Annotated in this window: 20 protein-coding genes; 16 read left to right on the top strand and 4 right to left on the bottom strand. The window is 67.5% G+C overall.

What is annotated here, in order from left to right:
- Positions 1-40: 40 nt before the first annotated feature.
- The 4 genes from tsaD to ACX9MO_RS08310 are packed head-to-tail and all read left to right on the top strand — an operon-like array spanning position 41 to position 2,781.
- A complete protein-coding gene (gene tsaD / locus ACX9MO_RS08325) occupies positions 41-1,138 on the top strand; it encodes a tRNA (adenosine(37)-N6)-threonylcarbamoyltransferase complex transferase subunit TsaD (RefSeq protein ID WP_462214187.1) in 1,098 nt (365 codons plus the stop codon).
- Positions 1,135-2,088 carry an NAD(P)H-dependent glycerol-3-phosphate dehydrogenase gene (locus ACX9MO_RS08320; protein ID WP_462214186.1) on the top strand — a complete coding sequence of 318 codons (954 nt, stop codon included), beginning with the start codon at positions 1,135-1,137 and terminating at the stop codon, positions 2,086-2,088. Before tsaD ends, ACX9MO_RS08320 begins: the two co-directional genes overlap by 4 nt.
- Before the next feature lies 1 nt (position 2,089).
- Positions 2,090-2,362, top strand: a complete 273-nt coding sequence (locus tag ACX9MO_RS08315; protein WP_224820490.1) for a YciI family protein — start codon at positions 2,090-2,092, stop codon at positions 2,360-2,362.
- Complete coding sequence (locus ACX9MO_RS08310) at positions 2,362-2,781, top strand: EVE domain-containing protein (RefSeq protein WP_462214437.1); 420 nt, start codon at positions 2,362-2,364, stop codon at positions 2,779-2,781. The genes ACX9MO_RS08315 and ACX9MO_RS08310 overlap by 1 nt, the downstream gene beginning before the upstream one ends.
- A gap of 239 nt (positions 2,782-3,020) precedes the next feature.
- Here ACX9MO_RS08310 and ACX9MO_RS08305 read toward each other — a convergent pair whose 3' ends face one another.
- Positions 3,021-3,362 (bottom strand): DUF2853 family protein, encoded by a 342-nt coding sequence (locus ACX9MO_RS08305; RefSeq protein WP_222492890.1) that lies wholly within the window; start codon positions 3,360-3,362, stop codon positions 3,021-3,023.
- A 258-nt stretch (positions 3,363-3,620) separates the two neighbouring features.
- Here ACX9MO_RS08305 and ACX9MO_RS08300 point away from each other — a divergent pair, with 258 nt between their 5' ends.
- From ACX9MO_RS08300 to ACX9MO_RS08290, 3 genes are all read left to right on the top strand, one after another.
- On the top strand, positions 3,621-4,058 hold the full coding sequence (locus ACX9MO_RS08300; protein ID WP_222490783.1) for a universal stress protein: 438 nt from the start codon (positions 3,621-3,623) through the stop codon (positions 4,056-4,058).
- Between the two features lie 17 nt (positions 4,059-4,075).
- The gene (locus ACX9MO_RS08295) at positions 4,076-5,614 is read left to right on the top strand and encodes an alanine/glycine:cation symporter family protein (protein ID WP_222490784.1); all 1,539 of its coding nucleotides are present in this window, start codon (positions 4,076-4,078) and stop codon (positions 5,612-5,614) included.
- Positions 5,615-5,875: 261 nt separating this feature from the next.
- Complete coding sequence (locus ACX9MO_RS08290; protein ID WP_222490785.1) at positions 5,876-6,325, top strand: DsrE family protein; 450 nt, start codon at positions 5,876-5,878, stop codon at positions 6,323-6,325.
- 175 nt (positions 6,326-6,500) lie between these two features.
- On the opposite strand, the gene ahcY is transcribed toward ACX9MO_RS08290, so the two are convergent.
- Positions 6,501-7,892 (bottom strand): adenosylhomocysteinase, encoded by a 1,392-nt coding sequence (ahcY, locus tag ACX9MO_RS08285; protein ID WP_222490786.1) that lies wholly within the window; start codon positions 7,890-7,892, stop codon positions 6,501-6,503.
- A 296-nt stretch (positions 7,893-8,188) separates the two neighbouring features.
- Between ahcY and ACX9MO_RS08280 the strand changes: the two genes are divergently transcribed.
- Together ACX9MO_RS08280 and ACX9MO_RS08275 are read left to right on the top strand one after the other, a co-directional pair.
- The gene (locus ACX9MO_RS08280; RefSeq protein ID WP_462214185.1) at positions 8,189-8,785 is read left to right on the top strand and encodes an HD domain-containing protein; all 597 of its coding nucleotides are present in this window, start codon (positions 8,189-8,191) and stop codon (positions 8,783-8,785) included.
- Positions 8,782-9,261, top strand: coding sequence for an N-acetyltransferase family protein (locus tag ACX9MO_RS08275; RefSeq protein ID WP_462214184.1), 480 nt, complete (start codon positions 8,782-8,784; stop codon positions 9,259-9,261). The genes ACX9MO_RS08280 and ACX9MO_RS08275 overlap by 4 nt, the downstream gene beginning before the upstream one ends.
- Positions 9,262-9,567: 306 nt before the next feature.
- Here the strand turns inward: ACX9MO_RS08275 and ACX9MO_RS08270 are convergent, their stop codons facing one another.
- Both ACX9MO_RS08270 and ACX9MO_RS08265 read right to left on the bottom strand, forming a co-directional pair.
- Positions 9,568-10,116, bottom strand: a complete 549-nt coding sequence (locus ACX9MO_RS08270; RefSeq protein WP_222490789.1) for an ActR/PrrA/RegA family redox response regulator transcription factor — start codon at positions 10,114-10,116, stop codon at positions 9,568-9,570.
- A 114-nt stretch (positions 10,117-10,230) separates the two neighbouring features.
- Complete coding sequence (locus tag ACX9MO_RS08265; protein ID WP_462214183.1) at positions 10,231-10,857, bottom strand: SCO family protein; 627 nt, start codon at positions 10,855-10,857, stop codon at positions 10,231-10,233.
- A gap of 94 nt (positions 10,858-10,951) precedes the next feature.
- On the opposite strand from ACX9MO_RS08265, the gene regB reads away from it, so the two are divergent.
- The 7 genes from regB to addA all read left to right on the top strand — a co-directional run bounded on the left by regB (position 10,952) and on the right by addA (position 22,729).
- Entirely contained in the window at positions 10,952-12,364 is a 1,413-nt protein-coding gene (gene regB, locus ACX9MO_RS08260) for a sensor histidine kinase RegB (protein WP_462214182.1), read from the top strand.
- Positions 12,365-12,554: 190 nt separating this feature from the next.
- Positions 12,555-14,210 carry a PAS-domain containing protein gene (locus ACX9MO_RS08255; protein ID WP_462214181.1) on the top strand — a complete coding sequence of 552 codons (1,656 nt, stop codon included), beginning with the start codon at positions 12,555-12,557 and terminating at the stop codon, positions 14,208-14,210.
- Between the two features lie 41 nt (positions 14,211-14,251).
- Positions 14,252-14,734, top strand: coding sequence for a tRNA (adenosine(37)-N6)-threonylcarbamoyltransferase complex ATPase subunit type 1 TsaE (tsaE, locus tag ACX9MO_RS08250; RefSeq protein ID WP_462214180.1), 483 nt, complete (start codon positions 14,252-14,254; stop codon positions 14,732-14,734).
- A complete protein-coding gene (locus tag ACX9MO_RS08245) occupies positions 14,724-15,743 on the top strand; it encodes an aminoglycoside phosphotransferase family protein (RefSeq protein WP_462214179.1) in 1,020 nt (339 codons plus the stop codon). The genes tsaE and ACX9MO_RS08245 overlap by 11 nt, the downstream gene beginning before the upstream one ends.
- On the top strand, positions 15,719-16,408 hold the full coding sequence (locus tag ACX9MO_RS08240; protein ID WP_462214178.1) for a nucleotidyltransferase family protein: 690 nt from the start codon (positions 15,719-15,721) through the stop codon (positions 16,406-16,408). Before ACX9MO_RS08245 ends, ACX9MO_RS08240 begins: the two co-directional genes overlap by 25 nt.
- Positions 16,401-19,328: a double-strand break repair protein AddB gene (addB, locus tag ACX9MO_RS08235; RefSeq protein ID WP_462214177.1), complete on the top strand. Its 2,928-nt coding sequence runs from the start codon at positions 16,401-16,403 to the stop codon at positions 19,326-19,328. Before ACX9MO_RS08240 ends, addB begins: the two co-directional genes overlap by 8 nt.
- Positions 19,325-22,729, top strand: a complete 3,405-nt coding sequence (addA, locus tag ACX9MO_RS08230; protein ID WP_462214176.1) for a double-strand break repair helicase AddA — start codon at positions 19,325-19,327, stop codon at positions 22,727-22,729. The genes addB and addA overlap by 4 nt, the downstream gene beginning before the upstream one ends.
- Positions 22,730-22,744: the final 15 nt, after the last annotated feature.

Genomic DNA, 22,744 nt, shown 5'->3' with positions numbered 1-22,744 from the left:
TGCCGGGGAACCGCGATGCAAATGCGCAGGAGGCCGGGGGATGACCCGGAGCTTGACCATCCTCGGGCTGGAAAGCAGCTGTGACGACACCGCCGCCGCCGTTCTGCGGGGCGATGCGCAGGGCCGTGCCGAGATCCTCTCGACCGTGGTTTCCGGCCAGACAGAGCTGCATGCGGCCTTCGGCGGCGTGGTCCCCGAGATCGCCGCCCGCGCCCATGCCGAGAAGCTGGACCTCTGCGTCAGACAGGCTCTGACACAGGCGAATGTGACCCTGAAAGAGATCGACGCCGTGGCCGTGACCGCTGGCCCGGGCCTCATCGGCGGGGTCATGTCGGGGGTGATGTGCGCCAAGGGGATCGCCGCGGGTGCCGGTCTGCCGCTGGTGGGGGTGAACCACCTTGCGGGCCACGCGCTGACGCCGCGGCTGACCGATGGCGCGGCCTATCCCTACCTCATGCTGCTTGTCTCGGGCGGGCATTGCCAGTTCCTGCTGGTGCGCGGTCCGCAGGATTTCACCCGCCTTGGCGGCACGATCGACGATGCCCCCGGCGAGGCCTTCGACAAGACCGCCCGCCTGCTGGCCCTGCCGCAGCCCGGCGGCCCCTCGGTCGAGGCCGAGGCGCTGGAGGGCGATCCGAAACGCTTCCGCTTCCCGCGTCCGCTGCTGGACCGGGAGGGCTGCGACATGTCCTTCTCGGGCCTCAAGACCGCGCTTCTGCGCACGCGCGACGAGGCGATGGCCCCCTTTGACGGGCTGCGCAAGCAGGACCGCCGCGATCTCTGCGCCGGGTTCCAGGCCGCCGTGGTGGACGTGCTGGCCGAGAAGACGCGCCGCGCACTGACGCTCTACCTGGCCGAAACGCCCGCCCGCCCGATGCTGGCCGTTGCCGGGGGCGTGGCCGCGAACAAGGCCATTCGCGCCGCGTTGGAGACGGTTTCGGGCGAGATGGGCGTGGCATTCACCGCGCCGCCGCTGCGCCTGTGCACCGATAACGCCGCGATGATCGCCTATGCCGGGATCGAACTATATTCCCTTGGACAGCGGGACGGGATGGACCTGACCGCGCGGCCCCGGTGGCCACTGGACAAGGCCAGCCCGGCGATGCTGGGCGGCGGTAAGAAAGGGGCCAAGGCATGACGGCAGTTCTGGGCGCAGGCGCCTTCGGCACGGCGCTGGCGGTTTCGCTGGCGCAGATGGGGCCGGTGACGCTCTGGGGCCGCAACGATTATGCCATGGCCCGGATCGCCGAGACGCGGCAGAACCCGCGCCTGCCCGGCGTGACCCTGCCGGACGCGCTGACCGTGACGGACGACCTGGGCGCGCTGCCCGAGGGGCCGGTGCTGCTGGCCGTGCCTATGCAGAAGCTGCGCGCCATGGTCACCGATCACGCCGAGGCCCTGCGCGGCCGCACGCTGGTGGCCTGCTGCAAGGGGATCGAGCTCTCTACCGGGCTCAGCCCGCTGCAGGTGATCGAGGAGGTGCTGCCCGGCACGATGACCGCGCAGCTGACCGGGCCCAGCTTCGCCGCCGACATCGCCCGTGGCCTGCCCACGGCGCTGACGCTGGCCTGCGCCGACGAGGCCTGTTCCCGCAGCCTTCAAAGCGCGCTTTCGACCCGAAACCTGCGGATCTACCGCACCACCGACGTGGTGGGCGCGGCGCTTGGCGGGGCCATGAAGAACGTCATCGCCATCGCCTGCGGGGCGGCCATGGGTGCGGGTCTGGGAGAGAGCGCACGCGCCGCCCTGATCACCCGCGGCTATGCCGAGATGCAGCGCCTTGCCCTTGCCCTCGGGGCCGAGCCGGAGACGCTGGCGGGCCTGTCGGGCTTTGGGGACCTCACGCTGACCTGCACCTCGGCGCAGTCGCGCAACTATGCCTTCGGCCTCTCCATCGGGAAGGGCGAGGGCTTCGATCCATCCGTCACCGTCGAAGGCGCGGCCACCGCGCGGGCGGTGCAACAGAAAACCGATGCCATGGGCCTCGACATGCCGATCACAGGGGTTGTGGTCGGGCTGATCGACGGCAAGATGGACGTCGGCCAGGCCATGGACCGGCTGCTGAGCCGGCCACTGAAGGAGGAATGAGATGTTTTACGCCCTGATGGCACAGGACAAACCCGGCGCGCTGCAGGTTCGCAAGGACAACCGCGAGGCGCATATCGCCTATCTGAAGGAAACCGGAATCGTCGCCCAGGCCGGGCCGCTGCTCGATGCCAACGGCGACATGTGCGGCAGCCTCGTCATCCTCGACTGCGCCGACATGGCCGCCGCCGAGGCCTGGGCCGCGAATGATCCCTACGCCAAGGCGGACCTCTTTGCAGAGGTGAAGCTGGCACCGTGGAACCGGGTGATCGGCTGATGCGCTACTGGCTGTTCAAGTCCGAGCCCTCGACCTGGTCCTGGGATGACCAGGTGGCCAAGGGCGATGCCGGCGAGGAATGGGACGGCGTGCGCAACTACCAGGCGCGCAACATGATGCGGGAGATGAAGCTGGGCGATCTCGGCTTCTTCTACCACTCCCAGTCGGAGAAGGCCGTGGTGGGGATCGTCGAGGTCTGCGCCGAGATCCACCCCGACAGCAAGGCCGGCGATCCCCGCTGGGAATGCGTGGACATCAAGGCGGTGCGGCCCTTCAAACGGCCCGTGACGCTGCAGGACTGCAAGGACGAGCCGCGGCTGGCCGAGATGGTGCTGGTGAACAACACGCGGCTTTCCGTGCAGCCCGTGACCGAGGCGGAATGGCGGCTGATCTGCGAGATGGGCCAGACGGACGCGTGAATGGACGCCGTGCTTGGGCCCGAGCGGGCAGGGACGGCGTGTCTCTCCCAGACACCTCACCGCAGCGAAAAAACGAAGGGGCCCGGATCGTACCGAACCCCTTCGCCACCCCACGTGTTCCCACTTCACCACACGTGTTCGAATTCAAGGTCCGGCCGTCCTGGCCGCGCCTCTTGATACCAGATCCGGGGCAGGGCACGCAAAGCGTAAGCCCTTAAAATGCGACGGATCGCCGGGGATCAGCCGTAGACGGCCTCTTTGCCGAAATGCTTGGTCAGCATGTAGTAGACCACCGCGCGGTACTTGTTGCGCTCGGACTTGCCGTAGGTCTCGATGACACTGTCGATCGCGCTCATCAGCTCGGGCCCGTCGGAGAGGCCCAGTTTCTTGACCAGGAAGTTGGCCTTCACGGTTTCCAGCTCGCCCGGCTGGCTCGACGCGACGGTCGAGGCATCCGCGTCATAGATCGACGGGCCGCACCCGATGGTCACCTTGGTCAGCAGGTCCATATCCGGATCCATGCCGCATTTCTCTTTCAGATCCTCGGCGTATTTCGCGATGAGATCGTCACGCTTGCCCATGTGTTTCACCTGTCCCTTGGTCATAAAATTCAGTCGAAACCCCGCCATTTCGGGGGCTTCGGGGAAAACGTTACCCCCGCACCGGACTCGAAAGAAGCGAAAATCTTCATATTTCGCCGCCAATTATTGAGGGAACGTAAAAAGTCCATGACAGGTGAGGCGCATTGGCGTCATGCTTTCCTCATGCGGGAATACCCGCGGCCGGGCCCTCGGCGGTCCTTTCGCCACCCCCGGTCTCATAAGAACAGGAGAGTGGAGATGACGACAGAAACCTACGTCGTGGCCTACGAGGGCGATGACGACAGTACCAAGGTGCTCGACTACGCGATGGCGAGCGCGAGCAAGGCCGGGGCCAAGCTGTACCTGGTCCATATCCTCGAATGGTCCCCCTACAGCTTCCTCACCCCGACCGAGATCGAGGAGCGGACCATGCGCCGCAAGGAGGAGCTGGCGCGCGCCAAGTCGGTGATCATCGACCCGGCGCTGGCCAAGGTGACCGCTGCCGGGCTGGAGGCCGAGGGCGTGATCAAATACGGCTCGGTCGTCGAACTGGTGGCCGAGACGGCCTCCACCGTCGGCGCCTCGATGATCTTCGTGGGACGCTCGGGGTCGAATTCGATCTCGTCGCGGGTCTTCGGCTCGGTCCCGCTGGGGCTGGCGCAGATCGCCCCGGTCCCCACGGTCATTGTCCCTTGAACGCGAAAGGCTCCCTCATGAGTTTCAAACCTGCATTCCTTGCCGTGCCGGGGCTGGCGCTGTTCGCCTCCGCCGCGCAGGCCTCGATCGACGAGACGATCAACACCGCCGTCGGCGCCGCCACCGGCCCCTTTGTCTCTTTCATCTTCTCGCCCTTCCCGGGCACGTCCTTCCCCTGGATCGTGATGTGGCTCGTGATCGCGGCGACGATCTTCACGCTCTATTTCGGCTTTATCCAGTTCCGGGCCTTTCCCCATTCCATCGCCCTCGTGGCGGGCAAGTACTCCGACCCGAATGACGCGGGCGAGGTGAGCCACTTCCAGGCCCTTGCAACGGCGCTGTCGGGCACCGTGGGCCTCGGCAATATCGCGGGGGTCGCGGTAGCGGTCTCCATCGGCGGGCCGGGGGCGACCTTCTGGATGATCCTCGCGGGCCTCATGGGCATGGCGTCGAAGTTCACCGAGTGTACGCTCGGCGTAAAATACCGGAACGAATACGCCAACGGCACCGTCTCGGGCGGCCCCATGTACTACCTCAGCAAGGGCCTGACCGCACAGGGCAAGGGGGGCCTCGGCAAGGTGCTGGCGATCCTCTTCTCGATCTTCTGTGTGCTCGGCGCGCTTGGCGGCGGCAACATGTTCCAGGCCAACCAGGCCCATGCGCAGATCACCAACATCGTGGGCGACTACCCCGGCTGGATCACCGGCATCGTCTTCGCGGCCATCGTCTTTGCGGTGATCGTGGGCGGGCTGCAATCCATCGCGCAGGTGACCGAGAAGATCGTGCCACTGATGGCCGTGATCTACTGTGGTGCTGCGCTGATCATCATCCTGATGAACATCGACAAGCTCGGCTGGGCCTTCGGTCAGATCTTCTCGGGCGCATTCACCGGGCTCGGCATCGCCGGCGGCCTTGTGGGCGCGCTGATCCAGGGCTTCAAACGGGCGGCCTTCTCGAACGAGGCGGGCGTCGGCTCGGCCGCGATCGCGCACTCGGCGGTGAAGACCAAGGAGCCGATCACCGAGGGCTTCGTCTCGCTGCTGGAGCCCTTCATCGACACCGTCGTGATCTGCACCATGACCGCGCTGGTCATCGTGATCACCGGAGTCATGACCATCGACCCCGACACCGGGCTCTATGTCTGGGACGAGGCCGCAGGCCGGATCGCGACCGTGGACAATGCCTCCGGCGTGGCGCTGACCTCTGCCGCCTTTGGCTCCACCATCTCGTGGTTCCCCTACGTGCTGGCAATCGCGGTGATCCTCTTCGCCTTCTCGACGATGATCTCGTGGAGCTACTACGGGCTGAAGGCCTGGACCTACATGTTCGGCGAGGGCAAGTCGAAGGAACTGACCTTCAAGGTGATCTTCTGCATCTTCGTGGTGATCGGCGCGGCCATGAACCTTGGCCCGGTGATCGACTTCTCCGATGCGGCGATCTTTGCCATGGCGCTGGTGAACATCTTCGGCCTCTACTTCCTGATGCCGATCGTGAAGGCAGAACTCACGTCCTACCAGTCGCGGCTGAAGTCGGGCGAGATCAAGAAGTTCGCCTGACACCGGTCACATGACACGCGGGGCCGTCCCAAGGGGCGGCCCCTTTTTCGTGGCGCGCCGTCAGCCACCCGGCCGGCGTGTTTGCCCGGAAAATTCGAATTTTCCGGACCGGAATTTTCGAAAATTCCGTGGGCATCGCACAGGAGGACGGAAACGCAGAATATCATATGAATATGTATCTTTGTTCTTGTCAGACCCGGGCGCAGGGGCGCATCGTCGGAGTCCGGGCGTTGAGGAGCGCCCCACTTTAGGGAGGAAATCATGATCAGAACGATACTGGCCGCGCTCGCGGTCCTGGTGGCCTTTGCCCTGCCTGGGCTCGCGGAGGGGAACCGCTATGGCCAGCAGAAGGTGGTCTACCACATCAACGGCGACGGCGGGGAGGGCGGCAAGGCCTATTCCGGCGCGCTGAACAACGTGCAGAACCACATCAATGCGCTCGGGGTCGAGAACCTCGAGGTGAAGATCGTCATGCACGGCAACGGCGTCGGGCTGCTGAAAATGGCGAAGGAGAGCGACAAGCTCCAGACCCAGATCGGCTCGCTCAAGTCGCAGAACGTGGTCTTCAACGTCTGCAACAACACGCTGGTCGGGCGGAAGATCGACTACGAGAACGATCTCTACGACGTCTGGGAACAGGACATCGTGCCCTCCGGCGTGGCCGAGATCGCCTATCTCCAGACACAGGGCTACGTCTACGTGAAACCCTGAGAGGGGCCCGTGGGCCGGCCGCGCCGGGCCAATCTCGCGGCAGGCGGGTCGGGCCTCGCGCGCCGCGGTCACGATCCCGGCGCGCCGCCGCGGCCTCAGCCCACCGGACACGAAAAAACCGGCCCCCTCGGGGGCCGGTTTGCAGTTGGGGCAGGCGCCCCGAACCTGACGCGGATCAGTAGCGGTAGTGATCCGACTTGAACGGGCCCTCGGTGCCGACACCGATGTAATCCGCCTGCTCCTTCGAGAGCTTCGACAGTTTCACGCCGATCTTCTCGAGGTGCAGCATCGCGACTTTCTCGTCGAGGTGCTTGGGCAGGATGTAGACCTCGTTCCCGTACTGGTCGCCCTTGGTCCAAAGCTCGATCTGCGCCAGCACCTGGTTGGTGAAGGAGGCGGACATCACGAAGGAGGGGTGGCCGGTGGCGTTGCCGAGGTTCAGCAGACGGCCCTCGGAGAGCAGGATGATCTTGTTGCCCGAGGGCATCTCGATCATGTCGACCTGTTCCTTCACGTTGGTCCACTTGTGGTTCTTCAGGTTGGCGACCTGGATCTCGTTGTCGAAGTGGCCGATGTTGCCGACGATGGCCATGTTCTTCATCGCGCGCATGTGCTCGATGCGGATCACGTCCTTGTTGCCGGTGGTGGTGATGAAGATGTCGGCGCTGTCGACGACGTCTTCCAGCGTGACGACTTCGAAACCGTCCATGGCGGCCTGAAGGGCACAGATCGGGTCGACCTCGGTCACCTTAACGCGCGCGCCGGCGCCCTGCAGCGAGGCGGCAGAGCCCTTGCCCACGTCACCGTAGCCGCAGACCACGGCCACCTTGCCGGCCATCATCACGTCGGTCGCGCGACGGATGCCGTCGACCAGCGATTCCTTGCAGCCGTACTTGTTGTCGAACTTCGACTTGGTGACCGAGTCATTGACGTTGATCGCCGGGAAGGGCAGCAGGCCCTTCTTCTGCAGTTCGTAGAGACGGTGCACACCGGTGGTGGTCTCTTCCGACACGCCCTGGATCAGCTCTTTCTGCTTGGTGAAGAAGCCCGGCGTTTCTGCCATGCGCTTCTTGATCTGCGCGAAGAGGAAGGTTTCCTCTTCCGAGGTCGGGGTCTCGATCAGGTCGGTCTCACCGGCTTCGACGCGGGCGCCCAGCAGGATGTACATGGTGGCGTCGCCGCCATCATCGAGGATCATGTTCGCGCCGTCCTCGAAGAGGAAGATCTTGTCGGCGTAGTCCCAGTATTCCTCGAGGGTTTCGCCCTTGACGGCAAAGACCGGCGTGCCGCTTTCCGCGATGGCGGCGGCGGCATGGTCCTGGGTAGAGAAGATGTTGCACGACGCCCAGCGCACTTCAGCACCGAGAGCGACAAGCGTCTCGATCAGCACTGCGGTCTGGATGGTCATGTGCAGCGAACCGGCGATCCGCGCCCCGGCCAGCGGCTTCTTCTCGCCATATTCCTCGCGCAGGGCCATCAGGCCGGGCATTTCAGTTTCTGCAATGTCCAGCTCTTTGCGCCCGTAGGCGGCCAGCGAGATATCCTTGACGATGTAGTCAGCGGCCATGTTCATAAATTCCGTTTTTTGCTACGTTCGTGCCGTCTGGTATCATTTCCCGCGGCAAGCCTCAATGTGAGGCCCTGTGCGGGGACCGTCAGGACAGGTTCTCCCCCTGTGCCAGAGAGCCATGACAGGGGCGTAAACGGAGGATGCCCGGAAATTGGGCGCTTCTGGTCCCCCCCTGCTCCGGCCCTCTGCAGCGGTCCATCCCGGCGGGGGCCCGCCTTCCCGGCCTCCGTCCCGGTTGACCTCCGCCCCCGGTTTGCGCCAGATCGCGGCACGCAGCTGACCCGGATGATGACATGGCCAAACCGCAACGCGCCTGGCAGAGAATGCTTTCGGGGCGCCGCCTCGACCTGCTGGACCCGACCCCCGTCGATATCGAGATCGAGGACATCGCCCATGGCCTCGCCTTCGTGGCGCGCTGGAACGGCCAGACTCACGGCGACTACGCCTACTCCGTGGCCGAGCATTCGCTGCTGGTCGAGGAGATCTATGGCCGCCTCTGCCCCGACGCCCCGGTGAAGTGGCGCCTCGCCGCCCTGCTGCACGACGCACCCGAATATGTCATCGGCGACATGATCAGCCCGGTGAAGGCCGCCGTCGGCCCCTCCTACGGGGAACTGGACGCACGGCTCACCACGGCAATCCACCTGCGCTTCGGCCTGCCCGCGGCCATCCCGAAGACGGTGAAGAAGCAGATCAAGAAGGCCGACCAGATCAGCGCCTGGATGGAAGCGACCGAGATCGCGGGCTTCTCCGAGGCGGAAGCGACGAAATTCTTCGGCCGCCCCCAGCCTGCCTTGATGGAGGGCCTCTCCATCGTGCTCAGGCCCCCGGTGGAAACCCGCACCGATTACACCGCCCGCCATGCCACCCTGCTGGCGCAGATGCCATGATCCACGTACGCCGGGCCGGGCCGCTCGACACCGGGCCGATGGCGGCACTCCTGAACGAGATCATCGCCAAGGGCGGCACCACCGCCCTGACGCGCCCGGTCTCCCGCGCGATGCTAGCCGAGTGGATGACCGGCTCGGACCGCGCCGCTTGGCATCTGGCGGAAGATGACGCTGGCACCCTCCTCGGCTTCCAGTGGATCGACCCGCTGCCCGAGACGCCCGATATCGCCCATATCGCGAGTTTCGCCCGCTTGGGCCACGCTGGCCTCGGCATCGGCTCGGCGCTCTTCGAGGCCACGAAACGCGCCGCGAAGGAGCTCGGATACCTCGCCATAGATGCCGAGATCCGCGCCGACAACACGGGCGGGCTGGCCTACTACCAGAGCCGCGGTTTCGAGGATCATCATCGCATCCGGGATCGCCAGCTGAAGGACGGCACAAGGATCGACAAGGTCGTGAAGCGCTACGAGCTCTGAAATCATCTTTCCCGAAATACTCCGGGGGAGTCGCGAAGCGACGGGGGCAGCGCCCCCTACGCCGCTGCCCCGGGCGCAACGGCGAACCATCTGCTCGATAGACGCAGCGCCTGTCGCACCCAGTCACTGTCCCGCGCGCCCGCTCCAGGAGAGCCGCCCCCCGGAATTTTCAAAAATTCCGGTCCGGGAAACTCGAATTTTCCGGCCAGCGCCCCGGGCCGCCTCGCAGGCCGTTCATGGCGATCGGGAAAAGTCTTGAAAAAGACTTTTCCCAAGAATTTTGCTTAAAATTCTTGGGCGCGCCCCTCAGCGGGGCGAGCGTTTGGCGAGGATGCGCTGCAGCGTCCGGCGGTGCATGTTCAGCCGCCGCGCGGTTTCGCTCACGTTGCGGTCGCAGAGCTCATAGACCCGCTGGATGTGCTCCCACCGCACACGGTCGGCCGACATCGGGTTTTCCGGCGGCGGCGGCAGGTCGCCCCCGTTGGAGAGCAGGGCATTGGTGATGTCCGTGGCATCCGCCGGTTTCGACAGGTAGTCGGTGGCGCCGATCTTCACCGCGGCCACGGCCGTGGCAATCGCGCCATAGCCGGTCAGCACGACGATCCGGCAATCGGGCCGCTTCTCGCGCAGCACCTCCACCACGTCGAGCCCGTTGCCATCCTCCAACCGCAGGTCGCAGACCGCGTAGGCGGGGGGGCGGGCCGTGGCGATGGCCTTGCCCGCGGCGACGGTCTCGGCCGTTTCCACGTCGAAGCCGCGCTTCTCCATCGCCTTGGCGAGACGGCGCAGGAAGGGCTCGTCATCGTCCAGCAGAAGCAGGGACTTGTCGGGTCCGATCTCGGGCAATTCGGTCATCGGGGCTCCCCGGGCATACAACCATATACAATGGCAGATGTTTTATCCCCAAGCCGGGCCAGCGTCAAACCTGTGCGCGGGTCCGGCCGGCCTCACGGCCACGTCACGACACCGTCAGAGCGCGTCGAGGAAACAGGCCACCTTGTCGGCCATCTGTTCCGGCGTCGCCTCGCGGCTGAAGAAGTCTGCGAAACCAGTGCCCGGCAGCATGAAATAGGTCTGGGTGGAATGCGACACGAGGTAGAACTCGTCGTCCGCATCCTCGGGGTCCTGCTTCTGGTAGAAGGTCTTGTAGGCCTGGCTCGCGGCCTTCACCTGCTCCGCGGAGCCGGTCAGGCCCAGCATCCGGGGGTGCATGTAGTCGGTGAATTCGGCCAGCTGCTCCGGGGTATCGCGCTCCGGGTCGATGGAGATGAAGACGGGCTTCACCTCGTAGCCGCGCTCTTCCAGCAGTTCGACGGCCTCGGCGTTGCGGGCCGCGTCCATCGGGCAGACATCGGGGCAGAAGGTATAGCCGAAGTAGACCAGCGCCGGTTCGTCCAGCACCTCCGCGTCGGTGACGGTCCTGCCGGTCTCGTCCACCAGCGTGAAGGGCCCGCCGATGGCTGCACCGCCCGCGACGGCGCCGCTGCGGCACTGCGCGAACGTGTCATCGCTGCGTCCCAGCGTCGTGGCCAGCCAGAGACCCCCCATCAGGGCGATCAGGATACCGGCGGCGGCGATGGCGACGATGCGGGTCATGGGCACTCCTCCTCGGCGCGGGGCAGCCATTGCCTGCGCTCCGCCGGAGATCTACCCTCTGGACCGGCAGATGCAATGGGACAGGAGCGCACGGGTGCCCGATACGATCGAACGCGTGCTGGCGGGACAGGAACGCGGCAGCTGGATTCGTCTGAGAACCCTGACGATGCTGCGGTGGGGCGCGATCTTCGGGCAGGTCTCGGCGCTGCTGGTGGCGCAATACGTCTACCAGCTGCAGCTCGAATTCGGGCTGGCCTACTTCGTCGTCGGGATCTCGCTGGCCGGCAACCTGATCGCGGGCGTGGTCTTCCCGGAAAGCAAGCGCCTGACGGAGGTGGAAAACCTGCTTCTGGTGCTTTTCGACCTGCTGCAGCTGAGCCTTCTGCTCTACCTCACCGGGGGGCTGAACAACCCGTTCTCGGTGCTGATCATGGGCCCGGTGACGGTCTCGGCGGTGGCGCTCACGCTGCGGTCGCTGATCTTCATCGGCGCCACGGCCATCGTCTCTGTCACGGTGCTGGCGCGTTACCACATGCCGCTGCTCTACCACGACGGGTCCGAGCTGGAGATCCTGCCGATCTTCCTCTTCGGGTCGTGGCTGGCCATCGTGATCGGGGTGATCTTCCTCGGCATCTACTCGCGCTGGATCGCCAGCGAGATGCACGCCATGTCCGATGCGCTGACCGCCGCGAAGATGGCGCTCGCCCGGGAACAGAAGCTGACCGACCTGGGCGGTGTCGTCGCCGCGGCGGCCCATGAACTCGGCACGCCGCTGGCGACGATCAAGCTGACCTCAGCCGAGCTGATGGAGGAACTGGACGACCGGCCCGAACTGCAGGAGGACGCCCGGCTGATCCGCGAGCAGGCGGACCGCTGCCGGGATATCCTGCGCTCCATGGGGCGGGCCGGGAAGGATGACCTGCACCTGCGGCAAGCCCCCCTGAGCGCGGTTCTGCGCGAGGCGGCGGAACCCCATGCCACCCGCGGCAAGACGATCCATTTCGACGAAGATGACGGCCCGGGGCAGGAGGGGCCAAGGCAGGAGGGGCCGCAGCCCGCCATCCTGCGCCGCCCGGAGGTCATCCACGGGCTGCGCAACCTCGTGCAGAACGCCGTGGACTTCGCCCGCACGAGCATCTGGGTCGAAGCGGAGTGGAGCGAAACCCGCATCCTTGTACGGATCACCGACGACGGGCTTGGCTATTCCCCTTCGGTCATCGGGCGCATCGGCGATCCCTTCATGCGCCGCCGCCGCAGCCAGCGCGACCTGCGTCAGCGGCCGGAGTACGAGGGCATGGGGCTCGGGCTCTTCATCGCCAAGACCCTGCTGGAGCGGACGGGCGCGGAACTGAGCTTTGCCAATGGCTCGGACGAGACGACGGGGCCGCAGCCCCCCGGCGCCCGCACCGGGGCCATCGTCGAAGTGACCTGGCCACGCAGCAAGATCGACGCACGGGACGGGGAGAACGCGGTGAAGATCGGGAAGAATCAGCCGATCGAGATCTGACATCCCGCGTTGGCGCGGGATGCGTGATGTGGAAATGGCGCATTTTCGGTGCAGGTTTTTCCCTGGATCGGGGGGGGCCCGACCGGAAATCCCCGCCCGGGCAGCGGCGGCGCCCCTGACGCGGGCTCTGTTAACCCTTTATTAACCTTTGAAGTCAAACCTGACCGGTATTGTGTCAGGGGGAACACGAATGTCCGTCATCGGTCTGGAGCTCGTGATCACGCTTGTGGTCCTGAGCGGCGTGATAGCTGGTGCCATGCTCTGGGGCCTTGCCCGCGTCGGACCGGAGCGACGGCACACCACCCTGCCGCTCCTCCTGCACGAGGTCACAGAGACCGGAGAGCCACGGGACCCCGAGGACGTGTCCTTCCTGTTCCATGAAAGCCGGCTCTTCGACGCCTCCGATGTCGGCCGCGAGATCCTCGCCCGGGCCGATCCGGCAGAGGACGACTGGACCCGCCTCCTCCGCATGATGGAGCGGCGCTTTCCGGGTCTGCCGGAACGCCCGGAGGACATGTCGCCGAACCTCCGCCTGCGTCTGGCCTCCGTCGCCGCAGGGGACCGCGCCGTGCTCGAGCTGGAGCGCGCCGAGGGCGTCCTGCGGCTGCGCATCACCGGGGACCGCCCTGCCACTTCCGCCGATCGCCATGTGCGCCTGCTGCGTCAGTCGGAGCTTTCGACCCTGCGCTGCGCGGCTCTCCATGCGCCCAACCCGATCTGGTTGACCGATGCGGCGGGTGACATCCTGTGGATCAACGATGCCTATGCAGGTCTGTGCAGCAGGCGGGAGGGCGGGCCGACTGCCCTGCGCGTTGGGGCGGGGCGCAGTGTGGCGGGGCGCGTTCAGGCCGTGCGCGGCGGGGCGGTGCGTCGTGGCAAGACCGTGCCCGCGATCCTTGACACCGGCTTGCCTCTGCCACCCAACGGACAGCGCGCCACCGCGCGGGTGCAGATCGCGCCCGGCACGGACACCCCCTGCTGGTACGATGTCACGATCCTGTCCTCGCGCCTCGGCTGGATGCATTTCGCCACCGACGTGACCCCGGTGGTGCAGGCCGAAGCGGCCCAGCGGAACTTCGTCCAGACCCTCAGCAAGACCTTCGCCCAGCTCTCCATCGGGCTGGCGATCTTTGACCGGGACCAGCGGCTTGCGCTGTTCAATCCCGCGCTTCTGGACCTGACCGCGCTGCCCGCCGATTTCCTGTCGCGCAAGCCGGGTTTCCGCAGCTTCTTCGACGCGCTGCGCGACCGGCAGATGATGCCGGAGCCCAAGAGCTACGCCAATTGGCGCGCCCGGCTGACCGAGTTGTTCGAAGCCGCGAAGGACGGCACCTACGAGGAGACCTGGACCCTGCCCAACGGGCTCACATACCGGGTCACCGGCCGGCCCCATCCCGAGGGGGCTGTCGCCTTCCTGATCGAGGATATCAGCGCCGAGATCGCCCTGACCCGCCAGTTCCGGCAGCAGCTGGAACTGGAGCAGGCGGTGCTCGACACCATGGCGGAGGCGGTGGTGGTCTTCTCGCCACAGGGCCTCGTCAGTTTCTGCAACACCGCCTACCGCGCGCTCTGGAACACCGCCCCGGACGAAACGCCGCTCGATGTTTCGGTGCTCGACGCCACCCGCGACTGGCAGGGGGCCTGCGATCCCAGTCCGGTCTGGGGCGATATCCGCGATTTCGTCAGCGCCTACGGGCCGCGCAGCGAATGGACCGCGCAGGTGCGCCTCACGGCGGGCAACATGCTGGACTGCCGGATCGTTCCGCTGTCCGGCGGGGCGACACTGGTGGCCTTCCATCCGCAGGAGATTGCCAGCCCGGCGCCCAGCGCCGCGCTTCAGGACTGATCCCGCTTGCAGGACGGCGCGCGGACTGTAAGGTCGCCGCCATGTCCGCGCCCGATGCCCCCCTCTGCCGTTCCCTCGACCTGTCCGACCCGCAGGCGACCGCCGATCTGGCCGCCCGCCTCGGCGCGCGGTTGCAGCCCGGCGACGTGCTGCTGCTGGAAGGGCCGATCGGCGCCGGAAAGACCCATTTCGCCCGCTCCCTGATCCAGTCGCTGCTGACCGAACCCGAGGACGTGCCCTCGCCGACCTTCACACTCGTGCAGGTCTATGACACGGAGAAGGGCGAGATCTGGCACGCCGATCTCTACCGGCTCACTGGCCCGGACGAGGCGGTGGAGCTGGGCCTGACCGAGGCCTTCGAAACCGCGATCTGCCTGATCGAATGGCCCGACCGGCTGGGCGACCTCGTGCCGCCGGGCGCGACCCACCTGACATTTACCGCCACCGGAGAGGAAAGCCGGGCCCTGACCCTGCGCCTCACCGATCCGCGGCCCGACCTGCTGGAGTTCCTGCGTGACATCTGAGCGCGACACCGAAATCACCACCTTCCTCGCTCAGGCGGGTTGGGGCGAGGCGACCCGCAGCCACCTCGCGGGCGATGCCTCCTTCCGCCGCTACGAACGGCTTCATGCCCCGGACGGCACCCCCGCCGTCCTGATGGATGCCGATACCTCCAAGGGCGAGGACGTGCGCCCCTTCGTGCGGATGGCCGACTGGCTTGCGGGCCTCGGCCTCTCCGCGCCCCGGATCATGGCCGCCGAGGAAGCGGCGGGGCTGCTGCTGCTCGAAGACCTCGGCGATGATCTCTTCGCCCGGGTCATCCCCGGCAAGCCCGAGCTCGAAACCCGGCTCTATGCCGGGGCGATCGACGTCCTGTCGGAACTGCACGACGCCACGCCCCCCGAGGGGCTGAAACCCTATGACGCGCAGGTCATGACCGACCTCGCTGCGCTCGCCTTCGACTGGTATCTGGCCGGTGTGTCCGGCCCCGATCCCGTGGCCCGGGCCGAGGCGATGAAGCCGCTGGGACAGGCACTTGCCGCGCTCACCGCCAAGCCGGTGGTGATCCTGCGCGACTACCACGCCGAGAACCTGCTCTGGCTGCCCGACCGTGACGGCACCGCCCGGATCGGCCTGCTGGATTTCCAGGACGCGATGCTGGGCCACCCCGCCTATGACCTCGTCTCGCTGCTGCAGGACGCGCGCCGCGATGTCCCGCTGGAGCTGGAAGAGGCGATGATCACCCGCTTCTGCGCAGCCCGCGGGCTGGACCGGGCTGGCTTCCTGCCCGCCTATGCGCTGATCGGCCTGCAACGGAACCTGCGGATCGTCGGCGTCTTTGCGCGGCTCTGCCTGCGTGACGGCAAGGCGCATTACGTGGACCTGATCCCCCGGGTCTGGGCCCATCTGCAACGTGACCTCGCTGCCGTGAACCTGCCCAACCTGACGCAGGCCCTCGCGGCGCTGCCCGCCCCCGACGCGGACGTATTGAAGAAACTGAAGGACCAATGCGCGACACTCCGGACGCCGTGATGATGTTTGCCGCGGGCTTCGGCACGCGGATGAAGGCGCTGACCGCCGACCGGCCCAAGCCGCTGGTCGATGTGGGCGGCCGCCCCCTGATCGACCATGCCCTGACGCTTGTCCGCGAGGCCGGGATCGGCACCGTGGTGGCCAACACCCACTACCGGGCTGCGCAGATGGCGGCCTGGCTGGAGCCCCGCGGCGTGCGCGTCTCGCAGGAGGCACCGGATATCCTCGAAACCGGGGGCGGGCTGCGCCATGCGCTGCCGCTGCTGGGGGAGGGACCGGTCTTTACCCTGAACACCGATGCGATCTGGTCCGGGCCCAATCCGCTCGCCCTGCTGCGCGACGCATGGGACCCGGCGCGGATGGACGCCCTGCTGCTCTGCATCCCGGTGGAGCGTGCCGTGGGCCACAAGGGCAAGGGCGATTTCCTCACCGATGCCGAAGGGCGGATCACCGCACGCGGGCCGGGGATGACCTACCTCGGCGCGCAGATCCTTCGGACCGAGGGGCTGGAAGAGATCGCCGAGCCCGCCTTCTCGCTCAACCTCCTCTGGGACCGGATGCAGGCGCAGGGCCGCCTCTTCGCACTGGAATATCCCGGCCACTGGTGCGACGTGGGCCAGCCCGAGAGCATCCCGCTCGCCGAGGCCCTGCTGACCGATGTTTGAGCCCTCCGACACGCCCCGCGTCTATGCCCTGCCGAACGGGGCCGACTTCTCCCGCGCCCTTGTCGAAGGGCTGCGCCAGATGGTGGACCCCGGCGATCCGCTCGCCCTGCCGCGGGTGCAGCTGATCGTGAACACCCGCCGCATGCAGCGCCGGATCCGGGACATCTTCGACGAAGGCCCCGCCAGCCTGCTGCCCCGCATCGGGCTGATCACCGACCTTGGCGCGGCCGCCGCGCTGGCCGAGATCCCCGCGCCGGTGCCGCCCCTGCGCCGTCGCCTCGAACTGGTGCAGCTCATCCAGGCGCTGCTGGATGCCCAGCCGGACCTCGCCCCGCGGGCCGCGCTCTATGACCTTGCCGACAGCCTCGCCGGGCTGATGGACGAGATGCATGGCGAAGGCGTCGGCCCCGAGGATATCGCCGCGCTCGACGTGTCGGACCTCTCGGGTCACTGGGCCCGGGCGCAGCAGTTCCTGACCATCGCGCAGGCCTTTGCCAACAAGGCCGACAGCGCCCCCGATGGCGAGACACGCCAGCGTATGGTGGCCGAGCGGCTGGTGGCCGAATGGCAGGCGAACCCGCCTCAGGTACCGATCATCCTCGCCGGCTCCACCGGGTCGCGCGGCACGACCCATATGCTGATGGAGGCGGTGGCCCGCCTGCCGCAGGGCGCCGTGGTCCTGCCCGGCTTCGACTTCGACATGGGGCAGGACACCTGGGATCACCTCGATGACGCGCTGACCGCCGAGGACCATCCGCAGTACCGGTTCCACAAGCTGATGCAGTCGCTCGACCTCAAGGCCGGGGATATCCGCCCCTGGCCCGGCGCGGCGGTGAACCCTGCCCGCAACCGCGCGCTCTCGCTTGCGCTCAGGCCCGCGCCGGTGACGGATCAATGGCTGGAAGAGGGGCCGAGGCTGGGCGATCTCGACACCGCCTTTGCCGACGTGACGCTGGTCGAGGCACCCTCGGCCCGGGCCGAGGCGCTGGCCATCGCCATGCGCCTGCGTCAGGCGGCGGAGGACGGCCAGACCGCCGCGCTGATCACCCCCGACCGGATGCTGACGCGGCAGGTGACCGCGGCGCTCGACCGCTGGGATATCCTGCCGGACGACAGCGCAGGGATGCCGCTGCAACTCTCGCCGCCGGGGCGCTTCCTGCGCCATGTGGCCGCGCTCTTCCAGGCGCCGCTGACGGCCGAGGCGCTGCTGACCCTGCTGAAACATCCCCTGACGCACAGTGGTGTGGATCGCGGTCTGCACATCCTGCTGACCCGCGAGCTGGAACTGCACCTGCGCCGCCATGGTCCGCCCTTCCCGGATGCCGCCTCGCTCACCGCCTTTGCGGACAGCCGCGAGGAGGAGATCGCCAAGGACTGGGGCGCGTGGCTGGCAGGCTGCTTCGCCGGGCAGGAATTGCCGGGCGACATGCCGCTGGCAGAGCGTGCCGCGCGGCACAGGGTGCTGGCGCAGAACATCGCGCAGGGCTGCCGGGGCGACGGATCCGGCGGGCTCTGGGACAAGGCCGCGGGCCGCGAGGCGCTGCGCCTGACCGAGACGCTGATCGAGGAGGGCGTCCACGGCGGGGCGATGAACCCTCTCGACTACGGCAACCTGTTCAACTCCGTCCTCGGCACCGGCGAGGTCCGCGACCGGGACGAGGGCCACCCGAACATCCTGATCTGGGGCACGCTGGAGGCGCGGGTGCAGGGCGCCGACCTCGTGATCCTCGCAGGGCTCAACGAGGGCTCCTGGCCCGAGGCGCCCAAGCCGGATCCGTGGCTCAACCGGCAGATGCGCCATGACGCCGGGCTGCTGCTGCCGGAACGGCGCATCGGGCTGGCCGCCCATGACTTCCAGCAGGCCGTGGCCGCGCGCGAGGTCTGGATCACCCGCGCCATCCGCTCGCAGGATGCGGAAACCGTGCCCTCCCGCTGGGTGAGCCGGTTGACCAACCTGCTGGCCGGGCTGGAGAGTGGCGCACCCGTTCTGACGGACATGAAGGCGCGCGGCGCGCTCTGGCTGGCCCGCGCCAAGGCGCTGGAGGCAGTGACGCCCGTCGCCCCCGCGCCCCGTCCCGCGCCGATGCCACCCGCCACCGCCCGTCCGCGCCGCCTCTCGGTGACCGAGATCAAGCGCCTGATCCGCGACCCCTACGCGATCTACGCCAAGCATGTGCTGAAGCTCCGCGCCCTCGATCCGCTGATGAAGATGCCCGACGCCCTTCTGCGTGGCATCGTCGTTCACGGTGCACTGGAGACCTTCATCAAGGACAGCCTGACGGATCCGTCGCAGCTGAGTGCCGCGCGGCTGATGGAGATCCTCGATGAACAGCTCGAAGAGAACGTGCCCTGGGCCGAGGCCCGGCTGCTCTGGCGCGCCCGGCTGGAGCGCGTGGCCGAGGATTTCGTCGCCGACGAACAGCGCCGCCAGCAGCAGGCCCGCCCCGCCGCCTTCGAGGTGAAGGGCCGCGCCGAGATCCCGGAGATCGACTTTACCCTCTCCGGCACCGCCGACCGGATCGACATCGACGACCGTGGGCTGGGGCATATCTACGACTACAAGACCGGCGCGCCGCCCTCGAAGGACGCGCAGACCTACTTCGACAAGCAACTGCTGCTGGAGGCCGCCATGCTGGATCGCGGCGCTTTCGAGAACCTGACCCCGCGACAGGTGGAACGTGCCGCCTTCATCGGCCTCGGCTCCAAGGCGGGCGAACTGGCAGCGCCGCTGGAGGAGGAAACGCCCGAGAAGGTCTGGGAGGAATTCGTGACGCTGATCACCGCCTATGCGCAGCCGGATCAGCATTACACCTCGCGCCGGGCCATGTTCCGGGCCGAGGATGTGGGCGATTACGACCAGCTGGCCCGCTTTGGCGAATGGGACGCCACCAGCGACCCCAAGAAGGAGGTGCTGGAATGAAGCGCGATGCCGCCAGCGAACGGCAGGTGCAGGCCGCCGCCCCGCACCGCTCCACTTGGCTTTCTGCCAACGCCGGATCCGGCAAGACCCGTGTGCTGACCGACCGGGTGGCGCGGCTGCTGCTGGACGGGGTGCGCCCGCAGCACATCCTGTGTCTGACCTACACCAAGGCCGCCGCCAGCGAGATGCAGAACCGCCTGTTCCGCCGTCTTGGCGAATGGGCCATGCTGCCCGACGACAAGCTGCGCGGGCAGCTCGCCTCGCTGGGCCACGAGGGCGCGGTGGAGGACGAGGTGCTGCGCACCGCGCGCCGTCTCTTTGCCGGCGCGATCGAGACCCCGGGCGGGCTGAAAATCCAGACCATCCACTCCTTCTGCGCGGGCGTGCTGCGCCGCTTCCCGCTGGAGGCCGGCGTCTCGCCCCAGTTCACCGAGATGGAGGACCGCGCCGCCGAGCTGCTGCGCGCCGATATCGTCGAACGCATGGCCGCCGGCCCGCAGGAGGCACTGCTGCGCCGGGTGGCGGCGCATTTCTCGGGCCAAACGCTGGACCAGCTGACCGCCGCCGTGTCGCGTGAAGGCGCGACCATGGCCGGTGGTGTGAACGAGGCCAAGCTGGCCGATGTGCTGGACCTGCCGGAAGGATACGATGCCGCACGGTTGCAGGGGGATGTCTTCCTCGGCGGTGAGGCCGACCTGCTGGCCCGCGTCCGCGAGGTGATCGCAGGCGGCAGCGCCACGGACGTCAAGAACGCCACCCGGCTCACCGGCCTGACCATGGACCTCTCGGCCCTGCCCGAGCTGGAGGGCATTTTCCTCACCGGCGGATCCGCCAAGGAGCCCTTCACCGCCAAGATCGGCAGCTTCCCGACCAAGAAGATGCAGGTCGCCCTCGGCTCTGATCTGCCCGCGCTCGAAGACCTCATGCGCCGGGTCGAGAGCGCCCGTGACCGCCGCCTCGCCCTCGTCGCGGCAGAGCGGACCCGCGCGCTCTATGCCTTCGCCGCGGCCTTCCTGCCGGAATACGAACGCGCCAAGCAGCTGCGCGGCTGGCTCGACTTCGATGACCTGATCCTGCGCACCCGCGATCTGCTGACAGATCCGGCGGTGGCGGCCTGGGTGCTCTTCCGTCTCGACGGGGGGATCGACCATATCCTCGTGGACGAGGCACAGGACACCAGCCCGACGCAATGGGACGTGATCCAGACGCTGGCGCGGGAATTCACCTCGGGCGAGGGCGCGCGCGCCGACAAGACCCGGACGATCTTCGTGGTGGGCGACAAGAAGCAATCGATCTACTCCTTCCAGGGCGCCGACCCGCGGGAGTTCGACCGGATGCGCGCCGATTTCGCGGAAAGGCTCGCGCGGACGGACACGCCGCTGCAACAGCTCGAACTGGCCCACAGCTTCCGCTCGTCCCCCGCCGTTCTGACGCTGGTGGATACGGTCTTCGAGGGCCGGGTCGAGGCGGGCTTCACACCCGAGCAACGCCACATCGCCTTCAAGTCCGAGATGCCGGGCCGGGTCGACCTCTGGCCGCTGGTGGACAAGGTTGACGACAAGGACGAACGCGACTGGTTCGATCCCGTGGACCAGCTGGGGCAGAACCATCACGACGTGGTACTGGCGCGGCGCGTGGCCCAGCAGATCAAGCGGATGATCGAGGCCAAGACCCCGATGCCGAAGGAAATCGGCCATACGGGCACGTATGAGGGCCGCCCGGTGGAGCCCGGCGATTTCCTGATCCTCGTGCGCCGCCGTGCCACGATCTTCAACGAGATCATCCGCGCCTGCAAGGAAGCGGGCCTGCCGATCGCGGGCGCCGACCGGCTCAAGGTGGGCGCGGAACTGGCAGTGCGCGACCTTGCGGCGCTGCTCAACTTCCTCGCCGCGCCGGAGGATGACCTCTCTCTTGCCACGGCGCTGAAATCGCCGCTCTTCGGCTGGGACGAACAGGCGCTCTTCGACCTCGCCCACAAGCGCACGCACCGCCACCTCTGGCCCGCGCTGCGGGAGCGCGCGGCGGAGTATCCCGCAACCATGGCGGTGCTGAACGACCTGCGCGGGCAGACGGATTTCCTGCGGCCCTACGACCTGATCGAACGTATCCTCACCCGCCATGACGGGCGGCGGAAGCTGCTGGCCCGCCTCGGCGAAGAGGCCGAGGACGGGATCGACGCGCTGCTGGATCAGGCGCTGTCCTACGAACGCTCCGCCGTGCCCAGCCTGACGGGCTTCCTCGTCTGGATGGAAACCGACGAGCTTGAGATCAAGCGCCAGCTCGACAGTGCGGGCAACCGCATTCGCGTGATGACGGTGCACGGCTCCAAGGGGCTTGAGGCGCCCATCGTGATCCTTCCCGACACCGGGGTGCGCCGCGACAAGGGGCCGGGGCTGATGATGCGGCAGGGCGACCAGAGGCTCTGGTCCCTGCCCGCCGCCGAGATGCCCGCGCCGATGCGCGCCATGCGCGAGGCGGTGCTGGAGGCCGAGCGGCAGGAACAGGACCGGCTGCTCTACGTCGCGCTGACCCGGGCCGAGGTCTGGCTGATCGCCGCAGCCGCGGGTGACCTCGGCAAGTCCGGCGACACCTGGTACGACCGCATCGGCGCGGGGCTTCAGGCACTCGGCGCGCAGCCGCTGGAGGCCCCCGGCGGGGCCGGCCTGCGGCTGGAACGCGGCGACTGGGCCTCCCTCGTGGCCGGTGAGCGCAAGCTCCGCACGGTCGAAACCCTCGACCTGCCCGCGCATTTCACGACGCCCGCCGCCGCACCGGTCCGGCCCCTTGGCACCATCAGCCCCTCGGACCTCGGCGGCGCCAAGGCGCTTCCCGGCGAGGCAGGCCTCGACGAGGAGGCCGCGAAGCGCCGCGGCCGCCAGGTCCACCTGCTGCTGGAACATCTTGCCGGAACCGAGCAAGCGACCTGGACCGACGCCACCGCCCGCCTGCTGGCATCCGGCCCTGATGCGGCGGGCGAGGCGGAACGCGTGCTGCTCCTTGGCGAGGCACAGCGCGTGCTCACGGCCCCGGCGCTGCAACCGCTCTTCGCGAAAGAGGCCCTCGTCGAGGTCCCGATCACCGCCCATCTGCCCGAGATCGACGCCCGTATCCACGGCATCATCGACCGGCTGATCGTGACCGACAGCCACGTCCTCGCCGTGGATTTCAAGACCAACGCCTCGGTTCCCGACGAGATCGCACAGGTCCCCGACGGGCTGCTGCGCCAGATGGGGGCCTATGCGGCCGCCCTGGCGCAGGTCTTCCCGGAAAGGCAGATCGAAACTGCGCTGCTCTGGACCCGCAACGCCACGCTCATGCGCCTGCCGCAAGATCTTGTGGCCCGCGCCCTTGCGCACGCAGGCCCTGCCTTGACGGCACAGAGGGGCGACCTTACGTTCTGAGCCAAGTTTTAAACT

The organism is Pseudooceanicola profundus (genome assembly GCF_054919315.1).
The sequence above is the reverse complement of the archived record's forward strand: the minus strand, read 5'-3'. Positions and strand labels throughout refer to the sequence as shown.

Coding starts and splice junctions, on each gene's coding strand:
- tsaD (WP_462214187.1), top strand. CDS start 41: ATGACCCGGAGCTTGACCATCCTCGGGCTGGAAAGCAGCTGTGACGAC.
- ACX9MO_RS08320 (WP_462214186.1), top strand. CDS start 1,135: ATGACGGCAGTTCTGGGCGCAGGCGCCTTCGGCACGGCGCTGGCGGTT.
- ACX9MO_RS08315 (WP_224820490.1), top strand. CDS start 2,090: ATGTTTTACGCCCTGATGGCACAGGACAAACCCGGCGCGCTGCAGGTT.
- ACX9MO_RS08310 (WP_462214437.1), top strand. CDS start 2,362: ATGCGCTACTGGCTGTTCAAGTCCGAGCCCTCGACCTGGTCCTGGGAT.
- ACX9MO_RS08305 (WP_222492890.1), bottom strand. CDS start 3,362: ATGGGCAAGCGTGACGATCTCATCGCGAAATACGCCGAGGATCTGAAA.
- ACX9MO_RS08300 (WP_222490783.1), top strand. CDS start 3,621: ATGACGACAGAAACCTACGTCGTGGCCTACGAGGGCGATGACGACAGT.
- ACX9MO_RS08295 (WP_222490784.1), top strand. CDS start 4,076: ATGAGTTTCAAACCTGCATTCCTTGCCGTGCCGGGGCTGGCGCTGTTC.
- ACX9MO_RS08290 (WP_222490785.1), top strand. CDS start 5,876: ATGATCAGAACGATACTGGCCGCGCTCGCGGTCCTGGTGGCCTTTGCC.
- ahcY (WP_222490786.1), bottom strand. CDS start 7,892: ATGGCCGCTGACTACATCGTCAAGGATATCTCGCTGGCCGCCTACGGG.
- ACX9MO_RS08280 (WP_462214185.1), top strand. CDS start 8,189: ATGGCCAAACCGCAACGCGCCTGGCAGAGAATGCTTTCGGGGCGCCGC.
- ACX9MO_RS08275 (WP_462214184.1), top strand. CDS start 8,782: ATGATCCACGTACGCCGGGCCGGGCCGCTCGACACCGGGCCGATGGCG.
- ACX9MO_RS08270 (WP_222490789.1), bottom strand. CDS start 10,116: ATGACCGAATTGCCCGAGATCGGACCCGACAAGTCCCTGCTTCTGCTG.
- ACX9MO_RS08265 (WP_462214183.1), bottom strand. CDS start 10,857: ATGACCCGCATCGTCGCCATCGCCGCCGCCGGTATCCTGATCGCCCTG.
- ACX9MO_RS08255 (WP_462214181.1), top strand. CDS start 12,555: ATGTCCGTCATCGGTCTGGAGCTCGTGATCACGCTTGTGGTCCTGAGC.
- tsaE (WP_462214180.1), top strand. CDS start 14,252: ATGTCCGCGCCCGATGCCCCCCTCTGCCGTTCCCTCGACCTGTCCGAC.
- ACX9MO_RS08240 (WP_462214178.1), top strand. CDS start 15,719: ATGCGCGACACTCCGGACGCCGTGATGATGTTTGCCGCGGGCTTCGGC.
- addB (WP_462214177.1), top strand. CDS start 16,401: ATGTTTGAGCCCTCCGACACGCCCCGCGTCTATGCCCTGCCGAACGGG.
- addA (WP_462214176.1), top strand. CDS start 19,325: ATGAAGCGCGATGCCGCCAGCGAACGGCAGGTGCAGGCCGCCGCCCCG.